The organism is Reyranella sp., from assembly GCF_965228225.1.
Lineage (GTDB): Bacteria > Pseudomonadota > Alphaproteobacteria > Reyranellales > Reyranellaceae > Reyranella.
The window spans coordinates 4,475,516-4,489,901 of record NZ_OZ245801.1; the positions used below are offsets into that span (position 1 = coordinate 4,475,516).

14 protein-coding genes are annotated in these 14,386 nt (G+C 67.9%); 4 read left to right on the top strand and 10 right to left on the bottom strand.

Features of this window, described 5'->3' with window-relative positions; translation table 11 throughout:
- Positions 1–11 precede the first annotated feature (11 nt).
- The 3 genes from ACO07K_RS21770 (at position 12) to ACO07K_RS21780 (ending at position 3,102) form a co-directional block, all read left to right on the top strand.
- A complete protein-coding gene (locus ACO07K_RS21770; RefSeq protein ID WP_422031553.1) occupies positions 12–1,229 on the top strand; it encodes an adenylate/guanylate cyclase domain-containing protein in 1,218 nt (405 codons plus the stop codon).
- Positions 1,230–1,296: 67 nt separating this feature from the next.
- The gene (locus ACO07K_RS21775; RefSeq protein WP_422031555.1) at positions 1,297–1,779 is read left to right on the top strand and encodes a Dps family protein; all 483 of its coding nucleotides are present in this window, start codon (positions 1,297–1,299) and stop codon (positions 1,777–1,779) included.
- Positions 1,780–1,791: 12 nt separating this feature from the next.
- Entirely contained in the window at positions 1,792–3,102 is a 1,311-nt protein-coding gene (locus ACO07K_RS21780; RefSeq protein ID WP_422031557.1) for an ABC transporter substrate-binding protein, read from the top strand.
- On the opposite strand, the gene ACO07K_RS21785 is transcribed toward ACO07K_RS21780, so the two are convergent.
- Genes ACO07K_RS21785 through ACO07K_RS21830 form a run of 10 tightly spaced genes read right to left on the bottom strand, consistent with a single transcriptional unit; the run spans position 3,093 to position 12,747 of the window.
- Positions 3,093–3,950: a 5'-nucleotidase, lipoprotein e(P4) family gene (locus tag ACO07K_RS21785; RefSeq protein ID WP_422031559.1), complete on the bottom strand. Its 858-nt coding sequence runs from the start codon at positions 3,948–3,950 to the stop codon at positions 3,093–3,095. The two genes, ACO07K_RS21780 and ACO07K_RS21785, sit on opposite strands and share 10 nt — an antisense overlap.
- Complete coding sequence (add, locus tag ACO07K_RS21790; RefSeq protein WP_422031561.1) at positions 3,947–4,906, bottom strand: adenosine deaminase; 960 nt, start codon at positions 4,904–4,906, stop codon at positions 3,947–3,949. Before add ends, ACO07K_RS21785 begins: the two co-directional genes overlap by 4 nt.
- Positions 4,903–5,694: a phytanoyl-CoA dioxygenase family protein gene (locus tag ACO07K_RS21795; protein ID WP_422031563.1), complete on the bottom strand. Its 792-nt coding sequence runs from the start codon at positions 5,692–5,694 to the stop codon at positions 4,903–4,905. Before ACO07K_RS21795 ends, add begins: the two co-directional genes overlap by 4 nt.
- The gene (gene deoA, locus ACO07K_RS21800) at positions 5,691–7,013 is read right to left on the bottom strand and encodes a thymidine phosphorylase (protein ID WP_422036689.1); all 1,323 of its coding nucleotides are present in this window, start codon (positions 7,011–7,013) and stop codon (positions 5,691–5,693) included. Before deoA ends, ACO07K_RS21795 begins: the two co-directional genes overlap by 4 nt.
- A gap of 2 nt (positions 7,014–7,015) precedes the next feature.
- Positions 7,016–7,807, bottom strand: coding sequence for a purine-nucleoside phosphorylase (locus tag ACO07K_RS21805; RefSeq protein WP_422031565.1), 792 nt, complete (start codon positions 7,805–7,807; stop codon positions 7,016–7,018).
- A 2-nt stretch (positions 7,808–7,809) separates the two neighbouring features.
- Complete coding sequence (locus ACO07K_RS21810; RefSeq protein WP_422031567.1) at positions 7,810–8,199, bottom strand: cytidine deaminase; 390 nt, start codon at positions 8,197–8,199, stop codon at positions 7,810–7,812.
- 1 nt (position 8,200) lies between these two features.
- Entirely contained in the window at positions 8,201–9,121 is a 921-nt protein-coding gene (locus ACO07K_RS21815; protein ID WP_422031569.1) for an ABC transporter permease, read from the bottom strand.
- Between the two features lies 1 nt (position 9,122).
- The gene (locus tag ACO07K_RS21820) at positions 9,123–10,220 is read right to left on the bottom strand and encodes an ABC transporter permease (protein WP_422031571.1); all 1,098 of its coding nucleotides are present in this window, start codon (positions 10,218–10,220) and stop codon (positions 9,123–9,125) included.
- Positions 10,217–11,743: an ABC transporter ATP-binding protein gene (locus tag ACO07K_RS21825; RefSeq protein ID WP_422036690.1), complete on the bottom strand. Its 1,527-nt coding sequence runs from the start codon at positions 11,741–11,743 to the stop codon at positions 10,217–10,219. Before ACO07K_RS21825 ends, ACO07K_RS21820 begins: the two co-directional genes overlap by 4 nt.
- A complete protein-coding gene (locus ACO07K_RS21830; protein WP_422031573.1) occupies positions 11,740–12,747 on the bottom strand; it encodes a BMP family lipoprotein in 1,008 nt (335 codons plus the stop codon). The genes ACO07K_RS21825 and ACO07K_RS21830 overlap by 4 nt, the downstream gene beginning before the upstream one ends.
- Before the next feature lie 126 nt (positions 12,748–12,873).
- On the opposite strand from ACO07K_RS21830, the gene hydA reads away from it, so the two are divergent.
- Complete coding sequence (gene hydA / locus ACO07K_RS21835; protein ID WP_422031575.1) at positions 12,874–14,319, top strand: dihydropyrimidinase; 1,446 nt, start codon at positions 12,874–12,876, stop codon at positions 14,317–14,319.
- Positions 14,320–14,386 lie beyond the last annotated feature (67 nt).

A 14,386-nucleotide genomic window follows, 5' to 3' on the forward strand; every position in this document is an offset into this window, starting at 1 on the left:
GCAGTAGCCCCATGACTCTCCTCGATACCGATATCCTTCTCGACTGGATCGTTCGCCGCGGCCTCGACGGCCTCGACGAGGGCCAGCTCCTGCGGGAGTTCTGCGAGAAGTGCCGGGAAGCCGGCCTCATGGTGTCGCGGGCGCTGTCCTTCATCGACACGCTGCACCCCGTCCATGAGGGCCGCATCTACCGCTGGCGCGACGACTCCATTGAGGAAGAGGCGGCCATGGACTATGCCCGCACCGACCAGGGCGGTCCCGCCGCCGAATCCTGGCAACGCAGCCCGTTCTTCCACCTGCTGCAGACCGGCGAGGAGGAGCTGCGCCGCCGCATCGGCTTCGGCGAGGATCCGGACTTCAGCGTCATCCAGGAGATGAAGGACCTCGGTCACACCGACTACATCGTCTTCATCCACCGCTTTGCCGGCGACACCAAGATCGGCGACATGGACGGCGTCTATTCGGCCTGGTCGACGCGCCATTCCGAGGGCTTCAGCGACGCCAATATCGTGGCCCTGCGCCGCCTGGTGCCGGCGCTGGCGCTCGCCATCAAGAGCGCGGCCCTGGCGCGCATCGCCGATACGCTGGTCCGGGTCTATCTCGGACGCGATGCCGGCCGCCGGGTGCTGGAGGGCAGCATCCAGCGCGGCGTCGCCGACCGGGTCGAGGCGGCGCTGTGGTTCTCCGACCTGCGCAGCTACACCGCCATCACCGACACCGCCAAGCCCAGCGAGATCATCCCGCTCCTGAACGACTATGCCGAGGCGGTCATCACCTCGATCCACGAGGCCGGCGGCGACGTGCTGAAGCTGATCGGCGACGGCACGCTCGCGGTCTTCCGCGCCGACGATCCGGCCGAGGCCTGCCGCTGCGCGCTGCGGGCCGAGGAGAATCTGCGGACCCGGATGAAGGAGCTGAACGAACGCCGCCTCGCGGGGGAGCAACCGGTCACCACGGCCTATATCGGCCTGCATATCGGCGAAGTCTTCTACGGCAACATCGGCAGCTTCGACCGCCTCGACTTCACGGTCGTGGGGCCGGCGGTCAACGAGACCAGCCGCATCGCCTCGATGTGCCGCTCGGTCGACCGGCCGATCCTCGTCTCCTCGACCTTTGCCGACTCTCTTCCCGCAGAGGAACGCGCCCGGCTGGTCTCGGTCGGCCGCTTCGCCCTGCGTGGCGTCGGCAAGGCTCAGGACCTGTTCACCATCGATCCCGAGCTTCTCTGATTTGCGCTATGGTTGCCGATGGCGCGGACGCTGCTAGGTTCGCGGCCTGACTTAAGAGGAGCAGCCCATGGCCAAGACACCCGCGATCTCGATCGGCATCAAGGAAGCGGACCGCAAGCAGATCGCCGACGGTCTGAGCCACCTGCTGGCCGACACCTACACGCTCTATCTGACGACCCACAATTTCCACTGGAACGTCACGGGACCGATGTTCACGTCGCTCCATACGATGTTCATGACCCAGTACACCGAGCTCTGGAACGCGGTCGATCCGATCGCCGAGCGCATCCGCTCGCTGGGCTATCCCGCCCCCGGCTCCTACGGCCAGTTCGGCAAGCTGAGTTCGCTCGCCGACGCGCCGGCCAAGCCGCCGAAGGCACTGGAGATGGTGAGCATCCTCGTCACCGGCCACGAGGCGGTGGCGCGCACGGCGCGCGGCATCTTCCCGGTGGCCGACAAGGCCGGCGACGAGCCGACGGCCGATCTGCTGACCCAGCGCCTGACGGTTCACGAACAGTCGGCCTGGATGCTGCGTTCGTTGCTAGAATAGCCGTCACCAGCCATGGCCGGAACCAAACGCCGTAGCCTGTTGAGGCTTGCCGGCGGCGGCGCCGCTGCGTCCATGGCCACCATTCTGGCCACCGGGCGCATGCCGGCCTTTGCCCGTCAGAGAACGGTCCACTGGTTGAAGTGGGTCGACTTCGTCCCGGCGTCGGATGCGCTGCTCCGCGGGGAGTTGCTGCCCGAAGCCGAGCGTGCACTGGGCGTCAGGATCGTCCTCGAGACGGTCAACGGCAACGACCTGAAGCCGCGTGTGACCGCCGCGATCAGCTCGGGCGCCGGCCCCGACCTGGTCATGGCGTTCAACGAACAGACCTATCTCTATGCCGGCAGCGCGGTCGATCTCACCGACATCGCCCAATCCGTCGCCCAGGCGGAAGGTGGCCTCTGCGCCTATGCCCGGACGATGTGCAGCAACGGCGGCCGGTTCATGGCCATGCCGTGGGCGGTGATCGGCAACATGATCGCCTATCGGCGGTCGTGGTTCGAGGAGGCCGGCGCGGCCTCCTTCCCCGGGACCTGGGCCGAGTACCGCGACGTCGCGCGCAAGCTCAAGGCCAGGGGACGTCCGATCGGACAGACACTGGGCCATACGCTCGGCGACTCGCCCAGCTTCACTTACCCCTACCTGTGGTCCTGGGGTGGCATGGAGGTCGATCCCACCGGCAAGGTGGTGCTCAACTCGGCGGCGACTCTCGACTCGGTGAAGTTCATGCAGGACTTCTGGAAGGACGCCTGCGACGAGCGCGGCCTCACCTGGGACGATACCGGCAACAACCGCGCTTTCCTGTCCCAGTCCATTTCGGCGACGCTGAACGGCGCCTCGATCTACCTCGAAACGCTGCGCCGGCCCGAGCGCTACCGGACGGCCAACGGCACGCCGATGAACCGGGACATCCTGCACGCGCCGCTGCCGGCGGGTCCGGCCGGACGGTTCGGCCTGCACCTGCTGCAGTCGAACATGCTGATGAAGTATTCGACGAACCAGGAGGCCGTGAAGGACTTCCTGAAGTGGATTCATGCCGAGAAGAATTTCGAGCAGTGGTTCGTCTCGCAGAAAGGCTTCTCGACACCCTGCACCGAGACCTGGGAAGGCCACGCGGCCTGGACCGACGATCCCGTGATGGCGCCCTTCAAAGTCGCCGCGAAGCTTGGCCAGGCGCCGGGCCGCGCCGGCCCTCCGGACGCCAGGGCGGCGGAAGCGCTGTCGACGTACGTCATCTCCGACATGTATGCCAAAGCGGTTCAGGGCATGCCGGCAGAGGAGGCCGTGAAATGGGCCGACGGCCGGCTGAGGAAGATCTACGGCTGAGCCGGCCCCACCCACGACTCCAGCACATCCCACTTCGCCTTGCGCTGCTCGTCGCGCGGCTTCTTGAAGTCGTGCCCGTACGGCGCCGTGTCGAACGAGCCATAGGTCGGATTGGGCAGCATCAGCCATTGCTTGCCCCAGTAGGGCATGCCGGCCTCGAAGGCCTTAACCCGCTCGGCCTCGCTGCTGCGGTAGCGGTCGTCGAAGTCGCCGAGATTGTCGCCGACGTTCAGCAGCACGCGATAGTCCCTGGCGATCGCCGCGCGGCGGGTGCTCTTGGCGCCGGTCCAGTCGGGCTTCTCGCCCTGCATCAGGAACGTGTCGACGTCGCCGCCCAGGGGAAAGCCGAGCTTCGCCATGTTCTCGCGCGTATCCTTCTCGGTCTCGGCGCCGCGGTTGGTGACATAGAAGACCTTCACGCCCTTCGACTCGGCGTACTTGGTGAATTCGACGGCGCCCGGAATCGCCGCGGAAATCTGGGCGGCGCAGAACTGGTTCCAGCTCTTCGTGCTGAAACTCTGGTTCGTCCGCATCATCCAGACCTGGTACTTCGAATTGTCGAGGAGCGTCTCATCGACATCGAGCACGACGGCCGGCGGCAGGGTCTGGAAATCGCCCTTCTGCTCGGCCGGCGCGGCCGTCCAGCTCCTGTCGGCCAGGGCCTCGTCGAGCCGGATGCGCGCCAACGAGTAAACCGTGAGCGCGTTGGCCCTGTATTCGACGGCACGCTGGGTCCACAGCGTCGCCAGCAGCAGGTCGTTGGCCGGCGGCGTTTCCTGGGCGCGAACGCCGCCGCCCGACAGCGCCGCCAGGAGCACGGCGATGAGCAGGCCGTTGCGTGCCCTCATCGCGATATCCTTTCGAGCAGCCGCCGTTTCGTCGCCGGGTCGGCGAACGACGCCTCGATGGTCGTGCGGGCGATCTGCCGCAAATGCTCCTCGTCGAGACCCGCAAGGTCGTACTCGGTCCCGAGCGTCGTGTGGAAGAAGGGCGGATCGTCGGAATTCAGCGTGACCCTCACGCCGGCATCGATCAATCGGTGCAGCGGGTGCGAGGCCCTGTCGGGATAAAGGCCCAGGGCCACGTTGCTGCCCGGGCAGACCTCGAGCACGATGCCGCGCTGCGCCAGTTCCTCCATCAAGGCCGGATCGTCGGCCGAGCGCACGCCATGGCCGATGCGCGTCACCGGCAGGTCGCGGATGGCGGCCCACACGCTCTCGGGTCCCACGACCTCGCCGGCATGGACGGTGCAGCCATAACCGTTCTCATGCGCGAGGCGGTAGGCCGGCGCGAAGTCGACCGGCGCGAACCTGGCTTCGTCGCCGCCCATGCCGAAGCCCACGACATAGGGATGCGGCTCGGCCAGCATGGCGCGGACCATCGCCTCGGCCCGCTCGGGCCCGAGATGGCGGATGCAGATGATGATGATGCGGCCTTCGATGCCGAATTCCCGGCGGGCATCGTCGATGCCCTGCGCCAGCGCCTCGAGCCACTTTGTGTAGGAGATGCCGAGCGCGGCCGGTCGTTCGGGCGAACAGAACATCTCGACATAGACCGCGCCCTCGCGCGCCGCACCGGCGAGATACGTGTAGATGACGTCGCGGAAATCGCGCGGTGTCTTGAGCGCCGTGCAGACGCGGTCGTAGGCGTCGAGGAAGCTCCAGAAGTTGGTCCAGGCGTAATGGCCCCTGGCATCCAGCAGGTTCGGCGGCAGCACCAGGCCGTTGCGCCTGGCCAGTTCGAGGGCGAGCGACGGCGGGATCGAGCCTTCGAGATGGCAGTGGATTTCGGCCTTGGGAATCACGCAAATCCTCGGAGCGGCAGGTCGGGGCGGTGCAGCCAGTTGTCGGCCGGATAATCGGCACGCCCGTCGATCAGGTGCAAGCTGTAGGCATGACGCGGCCGCGACGAGCGGTTGGGCATGCTGGCATGTGGCAACAGGCCATGCAGGACGATCAGGGTGCCGCGCCGGACCTCAAGAGCCACCGGCTCGACGTCCGGCCATGGCGCGGCGTCGAGCGCGCGGGTGACGAGGTCCCCGTCCCGGTAGCCGAACCAATGTCGCAACGGGCCGCGATGGGCGCCCGGCAAAGCGATCAGGCAGCCGTTGCCGCGGTCGGCATCGTCGAGCGCGACCCAGAAGCCCGTGACGCTGGGCGGGTCGGTGCGCAGGAACGTGGCGTCCTGATGCCAGCCCACTTCGCCCCCGATGCGCGGCTGCTTGAAGAGATACATGGACTGCAGGAGCAGCGGCGCGTCGATGCCGAGCGCGTCCGCGAGCGCCGCCAGCGCGGGCTGTCGCGAGAAGCGGTCGAACACCGGATCGAGATCGTGCAGGGCATGACCGATCTTGTTCAGTTGGTCGGGTGCTTCCGCCTCGACGAAGAAGCGGATGTCGCCGCCCGACTCGCGAAAGTAACGGTCGCGCGCATGGGCCTGATCGACGGTCGAGAAGGCCGTCGGCGCAGCGCTGCGGTTGGACGCGGCCACGAGTTCGGCAGCCCGCGCCTTCAGCGCCTCGCAGTCAGCTGCCGTCACGAAATCCGGCAGGACCGCGAAACCGTCTCGTGCGTAGGCGTCGAGGTCGATCACAGCGCGACCCGTTCGAGGATCGCGGGCGTCTCCGACGGCGCCTCCTCTTCGATGCGGACGGCGCGGCGGATCAGGGCAATCGCCTCGTCGGCATCGGCCTCGCTGGCCGCGTGGACAAGGCAGAGCGGATCGCCACTGCGGATCTGGCATCCGACATCGACGAACCCGGTGAGGCCGACCGTTGTATCGATGGCATCGTCGGCATGGCGGCGCCCGCCGCCCAGTTCGACGACGGCGATGCCGACCTCGCGGGCATTCATGCCGGCGACATGGCCGGAGCGCTCGGCCGTACAGGCTTTCACCACCGGCGCGTGGCCGAGATAGCGGGCGCTGTGCTCGAGGAAATCGTCGGGACCGCCCAGCGCAGAAACCATGCGGGCGAAGGTCTCAGCGGCGCGGCCGTCCGCCAGAACGGCCTCGGCCTTGGCCCGGCCCTCGCCGACATCCGCCGCCAGTTTGCCCAGCACCAGCATCTCGCCCGCCAGCGCCATCGTGACTTCGTGCAGGCGCGGCTCGCGCGCCCCGTTGCCGGTGAGATAGGCCACCGTCTCGGCGACTTCGAGCGCGTTGCCGACCTCGCGGCCCAACACGCGGTCCATGTCGGTGATCAGCGCCACCGTCGGCAAGCCGGCCCGGTTGGCGACGTCGACCAGGCTTCGCGCTAGGTCGCGCGCCATCTCCTCGGTGTCGCAGAAGGCGCCGGAACCGCACTTCACGTCCATCGCCAGCCCGTCCAACCCCTCGGCGACTTTTTTGCTGAGGATCGAGCTCACCAGCAGTGGAATCGATTCCACGCTGCCGGTGACGTCGCGCGTCGCATAGAGCCGGCGGTCGGCGGGTGCCAGATCGTCGGTCTGGCCGATCACGGCGCAGCCGACCTCGCGCACGACCTTGCGGAACGTGGCGATGTCGGGTTGGGTCTCGTAGCCCGAGATGGCCGAGAGCTTGTCCAGCGTGCCGCCGGTATGGCCGAGGCCGCGACCGGAGATCATCGGCACGAAGCCGCCGCAGGCCGCCACGATCGGCGCCAGCATCAGGCTCACCTTGTCGCCCACCCCGCCGCTCGAATGCTTGTCGAGCACCGGCCCCGGCAGGTCGAGGTCGCGCCAATCGAGCACGATGCCCGAGCGCGCCAGCCCGAGCGTCAGCGCCACGCGCTCCGGCACGGTCATCCCGCGAAAGAACACGGCCATCGCGAAGGCCGCGACCTGGCCCTCGCTCAGGCCGCCGTCGTGGATGCCGCGCACGATGAAGGCGATTTCCTCCTCGGAAAGTTCATGCCCGTCGCGCTTCCGGCGGATGACCTCCTGCGGCAGCATGCTCATGCGCAGCTTTCCAGGAAGGTGCGCAGCACGCGGCGCACCTTGTCCGCCGCGGCGGCCGCCACCGCGAGGGTCTGGTCGTGGCCGAGCGCGCCGGGCACGAGGCCCGCGGCGTAGTTCGTCATCAGCGACAGCGCCGCCACCTTGAGGCCGGCATGGCGCGCCAGGATGGTCTCGGGCGCCGTCGACATGCCCACGGCATCGGCGCCCAGCACCCGCGCGGCGCGGATCTCGGCTGGGGTCTCGAAGCTCGGCCCGCTGAAGAAGATGTAGACGCCCTCGTGGCAGACGATGTTGGCCGCCCGCGCCGCTTCCATCAGCTTCGTGCGCAAGAGCGGATCGTAGGCATCGACCATGTCGACGAAGCGGCCGTCGCCCGGCCCGACGCCGAACAGCGGATTGACGCCCGTGAAGTTGATGTGATCGCTGATCGCCATCACCGAGCCCGGCGGCATGTCGAGCCGCAGGCTGCCGGCTGCATTGGTCTGCAGCAGGGTCTCGCAGCCCAGTGCGGCCATCGCATCGATGGCGCCCTTCATCTCGTCGGCCCGGCCGTGCTCGTAGTAATGCGCACGGCCCTGCAGCACGGCGACCGGCGTCGCACCGACATGGCCCAGCACCAACCGTCCGGCATGGCCGCCGACCGTCGGCTGCGGGAATCCCGGCAGGTCGGCGTAGGGGATCGTGGCAACCGCCGTCACCTCCGCGACGAAGCCGCCGAGGCCGGAGCCGAGAATCAACGCGACCTTCGGTCGAAAGCCCGGGGCCGCCCGCTCGAGAACGTCGCTCACGGCTAGCCGAAATGCTGCGGACCGAAGGACATCGGCAGGAGCTGCCCCAAGGTCACCGTGCGATGCAGCCCGTCGGGTCCGCAGAGATGGACCGGCACGTCGTCCCCCGCGAACTCGCGCAGCTTCTGCCGGCACCCCCCGCAGGGCGTGATGACTTCCGGGCCGGGACCGACCACGACGCATTCGAGGATGCGCTTGTGGCCCGCTGCGACCAGGGCCGCGATGGCGCCCGCCTCGGCACAGAGGCCTTGCGGATAGGCGGCGTTCTCGACGTTGCAGCCGCCATGGATCGAGCCGTCCTCGGCCCGCACGGCCGCACCGACATGGAACTTCGAATAGGGGGCATGGGCGCGCAGCATCATCCGCTGCGCCAGGTGGAGAAGGTCGTTCATCTCAATGCTCCTTCTCGTAGGGCACGCCGGCCGCCTTCGGCGCGACGGTGCGGCCGATGAAGCCGGCCAACAGGAATAGGGTCAGAAGATAGGGCAAAGCCTGGATCAGTTGCACCGGGACTTCGCCGACGCCGGGCAGCTTCACGCCCTGGAGGCGGATGGCGATGGCATCGAGCAGGCCGAAGGCCAGGCACGCGCCGAAGGCCGGCACCGGCCGCCAGCGCCCGAAGATGATGGCAGCCAGGGCGATGAAGCCCTGCCCCGCCGTCATGTCGCGGCTGAACCCTGCATTCTGCGCGATCGAGAGGTAGGCGCCCGCCAGGCCCGCGAACAGGCCGCAGATCAGCACCGCCCGGTAGCGCAGCCACGATACCGAGATGCCCGCGGCGTCGACCGCCAGGGGGACCTCGCCCACGGCGCGCAGCCTGAGGCCAAAACGCGTGCGCTCGATCACCCACCAGGCCAAGGGCACGGAGAGCAGTGCCGCGTAGACCAGGATGTTGTCGCCGGCGACGGGGAAGAAGATCGGGTTGAGACGCTCCGTCCCGGCCAGCGGCGGCGTCTGGCCGCCCCGCCCGAACCATGCCGTGCCCAGCACCACGGTGAGCCCCATCGCCAGGATGTTGATCGCGATGCCGCTCACCACCTGGTTGCCGCGATGGGTGATGCAGGCAAAGCCGTGCAGCAGGGCCAGCATCTCGGCGGCCAGGATCGCGGCGGCGACACCTGCCCAGGCCGAACCGGTGAACGACGCCGTGGCCGCCGCGAAGAAGGCCGCCATCAGCATCTTGCCTTCGAGTCCGACATCGATGATGCCGCTCTTCTCGGAGAACAGCCCGCCCATGGCGCACAGGATCAGCGGCGTCGCCACACGCAGGGTGGCGGCGAGCGTCGCGACGACGAGGGTGAGCGTCTCCTCCACCTCAGCCCTTTCGCGCGAACAGCGCCTGCAGCCAGGGCCGCGGCAGATGGACGAGCGCACCGGAGAACAGGATCACCAGCCCCTGGATCACCACCACCATTTCGCGCGTGATCTTGGGAATCTCGAAATTGAGTTCGGCGCCACCCTGCTGCAGTGCGCCGAACAGCAGCGCCGCCAGCACGATGCCGAGCGGATGCCCGCGCCCCATCAGCGCGACCGCGATGCCGGTGAAGCCGTAGCCGGCGGCGAAATCGAGGACGAGCCGGTGATGCACGCCCAGCAGCTCGTTGACCGCGACGCCGCCCGCGAGGGCGCCGGACAGGCACATGGCCAGCATCGTGGTGCGCTTCAGGTTGGTGCCGGCGTAGAGCGCCGCTTCCGGATTGTGTCCTAAAGTGCGCAGCCCGTAGCCCCACGGCGTGTGCCACAGGAAGATCCAGACCCCGACGCACGCCAGAAGCGCCAGCAGCAGCGACAGGTTGAGCGCGGAGGGCGCGACCGCGATGCCGACCCACTGCAGCGCGGCCTGCATCGACGGCACCGCGGCGGAGGCGGCGAAGCCGCGGCTCTGCGGCGTCATCGAGCCCGGCGCGATCAGCACGTTCACCAGCAGGTAGACCATCAAGGCCGAGGCCACGAAATTGAACATGATGGTGGTGATGACGATGTGGCTGCCGCGCCAGGCCTGCATCCAGGCGGGGATGGCGGCCCACGCCGCACCGAACGCCGCCGAGGCGAGGATGGCGAGCGGGATCAGCAGCAGGCCCGGCAGGGTGCCGTCGAGCGCCAGCACGGCGAGGCCGCAGCCCAGCCCGCCGATATAGGCCTGTCCTTCGCCGCCGATGTTGAACAGGCCGGCGTGGAAGGCCACGGCGACGGCAAGCCCCGTGAAGATGAAGTTGGTCGCGTAGTAGAGCGTGTAACCGATCGATTCCGACGATCCCACGGCACCCAGGACCAGCAGCTTCAGGGCATGCAGCGGATCGACGCCGATCAGCTTCACGATGAGCCCGACGACGAGGAACGCCATCGCGATGTTGGCGAGCGGCAACAGGCCGATCTCGACCCAGCCCGGCAACGGACGGCGTGACGCGCTCATGCGGCGCGGGCGCCCGCCATCATCAGGCCGAGGGTGCGCTCGTCGGCCTCGCCGGCCGCGACCTCGCCCACGATGCGGCCGCCGAACATTACCAGGATGCGGTCGGCCAGCGACAGGATCTCTTCCAGTTCGACCGACACGACCAGCACCGCGCAGCCCGCGTCACGGCTCCGGACCAGCTCGCGGCGGATGAATTCGATGGCGCCGATGTCGACGCCGCGGGTCGGTTGGCCGACCAGCAGCACCTTGGGATTGCGCGCCATCTCGCGCGCCAGGATCAGTTTCTGCTGGTTGCCGCCGGAGAAGTTCGACGAGCGCAGGCCCGGCGTACGCGGCCGCACGTCGAAGCGCTCCATGAGGTCGGCGCAGTACTTGCCGACGGCGGGTCCGTCCATGAGGTAGTTGTGGCAGAACGGCTCGCGATCCTGATAGCCGAGGATCGAGGTCTCGGAGGCGAGGAAGGCCGGCACCAGCCCCTGCCGCAGCCGGTCCTCCGGGACATGGGCCACCCCGAGATCGCGCATCTCGGCCGGATCGACGGGATGGGCGGCATCGACCCTGCGTCCGCAGGCTTCCATCTCGCCGCCGGTCGGCGGCCGGATGCCCGCGAGAACCTGCAGCAATTCGCTCTGGCCGTTGCCGGAGACGCCGGCGATTCCCACGATCTCCCCGGCCCGCACCTCCAGCGAGATGTCGTCGAGCAGGCGGACGCCGCGACGATCGACCAGCGACAGGTGCCGAGCGGCCAGCCTCGTCTCGCCTTTCCGGGCGGGCGCCTTGTCGAGATCGAAGCGCACCTTGCGGCCGACCATCAGCTCGGCCAGATCCTCGGCATCGGTCTGCGCGGTACGCCGCTCCGCCACCACCTCGCCGCGACGCATGACGATCACCTTGTCGGTCACGCTCAGGATCTCACGCAGCTTGTGGGTGATCAGCACGACCGTGACGCCACGGTCGCGCAGCACGCGCAGGATCTCCAGCAGCCGGTCGGTTTCCTGCGGCGTCAGCACGGCGCTGGGCTCGTCGAGGACGAGAATGCGGGCGCCGCGAAAAAGCACCTTGAGGATCTCGACCCGCTGCTGTTCGCCCACCGACAGGTCGGCCACGCGCGCATCGGGATCGATGGCGAGCCCGTATTCGCGCGCGAGCCGCGCCAGCTCCGTCCGGGCCGCCGCCAGGCCGCCCGCCAGCATCGCGCCGCCTTCGGCGCCCAGGATCAGGTTCTCCAGCACGGTGAAACTGTCGACCAGCATGAAGTGCTGGTGGACCATGCCGATGCCGTGACCGATGGCGTCGCGCGGGCTCGCCATCTCGACCGGCCGTCCGTCGACCAGGATCTCGCCGGCATCGGCGCGATGGAGCCCGTAGAGGATGCTCATCAGGGTCGACTTGCCGGCGCCGTTCTCGCCCACGATGCCGGTGATGCTGCCGCGCTCGATCCGCAGCGAGGCGCCGCGCACCGCGTGCACGCTGCCGAACGACTTGTCGATCCGCCGAAGCTCGATGGCAGCGGCGGCCGTCAGCTCTTGCACGAATTGTTGCTCATATAGTCGTGGACGACGATCTGGCCCGAGATGATGGCCGCCTTCGCGGCATCGACCGCAGCCTTCATCTGCGGCGTGATGAGCTTTTCGTTGTCCTTGTCGAGAGCCCAGTCGACGCCGCCCTCCTTGAGGCCCAGCACCTGCACGCCGCCCTTCCATTCGTTGTTCCGGGCCGCCTTGAAGCTGTTGTAGGCCGCGAGATCGACGCGCTTCAGCATCGAGGTCAGCATGTTGCCGGGATGCAGATGGTTCTGGTTGGAGTCGACGCCGATCCCGAGCTTGCCTCGGTCCTTGGTCGCCTGGAGGATGCCGAGACCTGTACTCCCGGCGGCGGCATAGACGACGTCGACGCCGCGATCGAACTGGCCCTTGGCCAGCTCGGCGCCGCGGCCCGGATCGTTCCAGGCGGCGGGCGTCGTGCCCGTCATGTTGGTGATCAGCTCGGCATTGGGGCTGGCGTATTTGATGCCCTGCTCGAAGCCGCACTGGAAGCGGCGCACCAGCGGGATGTCCATGCCGCCCACGAAGCCGATCTTGCCGGTCTTCGAGGCCATTGCCGCCAGCACGCCGACGAGGAAGGAGCCTTCCTGCTCCTTGAACACGACCGACTGGACGTTGGGCAGGTCCACCACGCTGTCGATGACGGTGAAGTGGATGTTCGGGAACTCCCGCGCGACCTTCTCGAGGGCCACCGCCTGCGCGAACCCGACGGCGATGATCGGATCCTGACCGCGCTGGGCGAAGCGCCGCAGCGCCTGCTCGAACTGGGTCTCGTTGCTGGGCTCGAATTCCGAGACCGCGATGTTGGTTTCCTTCTTGAACCGCTCGGCGCCCTGCCAGACACCTTCGTTGAAGGATTTGTCGAACTTGCCGCCGGTGCTGAAGACGATAGCCGGCTTGATCGCGACGGTCTGTGCCTGCGCGAGGGCGCCGAGGCCGACGGCAGCCAGCACGGAGATCAGGGGGCCAACCCAACGTTTCATTGCCATTCCCATTTTGTTGGCGCGAGTTTGGACCGGCACGCGCCCCCGGTCTAGGCGAAGCGGGAGACACCGGAGACGGGCACGGGACTTGCTATACTACAGGCCAAAGCCACCCCGGGAGGACTCATGGCCGAGTACGATCTCGTCATCCGCAACACCACGATTGCCACCGCCTCCGACGTGGTGAAAGGCGACATCGGGATCGTCGGCGGGCGCGTGGTGGCGCTGGGCGAACGGCTCGACAAGGGTCGTCGCGAGATCGATGCCACCGGCCTGATCGCGGTGCCCGGCGGCATCGACGCGCATGTCCATTTCGACCAGGACACGGCCGATGGCTCTGTCTTCTGCGACGATTTCGAGAGCGGCAGCCGCGCCGCCGCGGCAGGCGGAACCACGACCATCATTCCCTTCGCCTACCAGAACAAGGGCCAGCCGCTGCGCGACGCGGTGAACAAGTATCACAAGCGCGCCGAAGGCAAGTCGCTGATCGACTACGCCTTCCACGTGATCCTGTCGGATGCCAGCGAGAAGATCATGGGGCAGGATTTCACCGCCCTGGTCGCCGACGGCTACACCTCGTTCAAGGTCTACATGACCTATGACGACGTGAAGCTGACCGACCGCGAGATGCTCGACGCCCTGGCCGCCGCGCGCCGCGAGCAGGCGATGCTCATGATCCATGCGGAAAACTCCGACTGCATCACCTGGCTGACCGAGCGGCTCGAGCTGAAGGGCATGACGGCCGCCAAGTTCCACGCGACCTCGCGCCCCTTCGTGGTCGAGCGCGAGGCCACGCACCGCGCCATCTCGCTGGCCGAGTTGCTCGACGTGCCGATGCTGCTGGTCCATGTCTCGGCCAAGGAGGCCATGCACGAGATCCAGCGCGCCCAGGCGCGCGGCCTGCGTGTCTATGGCGAGACCTGCCCGCAATACCTGTTCCTGAGCGAGGAGGATTTCGAGAAGCCGGGCGAGGAAGGCGCCAAATGCGTCTGCTCGCCGCCGCCCCGCGGCACCGACAATCAGGAGCATATCTGGACCGGCCTGTCGGCCAACACCTTCCAGATCCTGTCGTCCGATCATGCCGCCTTCAAGTTCGACGATGTGCGCGGCAAGAAGCTGCCCGGCGCGGCCCAGAGCTTTCGCAAGATCCCCAACGGCGTGCCCGGTGTCGAGACACGGCTGCCGCTGCTCTTCTCGGAGGGCGTCAACAAGGGCCGCCTCACCCTGCAGCAGTTCGTGGCGCTGAGTTCGACCAATGCCGCCAAGATCTACGGCCTGCACCCGCGCAAGGGCACGATCGCGGTCGGGTCGGATGCCGACATCGTATTGTGGGATCCCGAGCGCCGGGTGAGCCTCACCAACTCGATCCTCCACCACAATTGCGACTACACGCCCTACGAGGGACGCGAGCTCACCGGCTATCCGGTGATGACCCTGTCGCGCGGCGAGGTGGTGATGGAGGAAGGCCGCATGAGCGGCTCGGCCGGCCGCGGCGTCTTCCAGAAATGCGACCGCCCCGAAGCCGCCCGCCCGCGCGGCCGGCCGCTGATCGATCCGTCGATCTTCAATTAAGCGAAATGATCAAAGGTCCCTCACTCCGTTCGGGATGACACCGTTTCCTGCATCGGCGCACGACGCC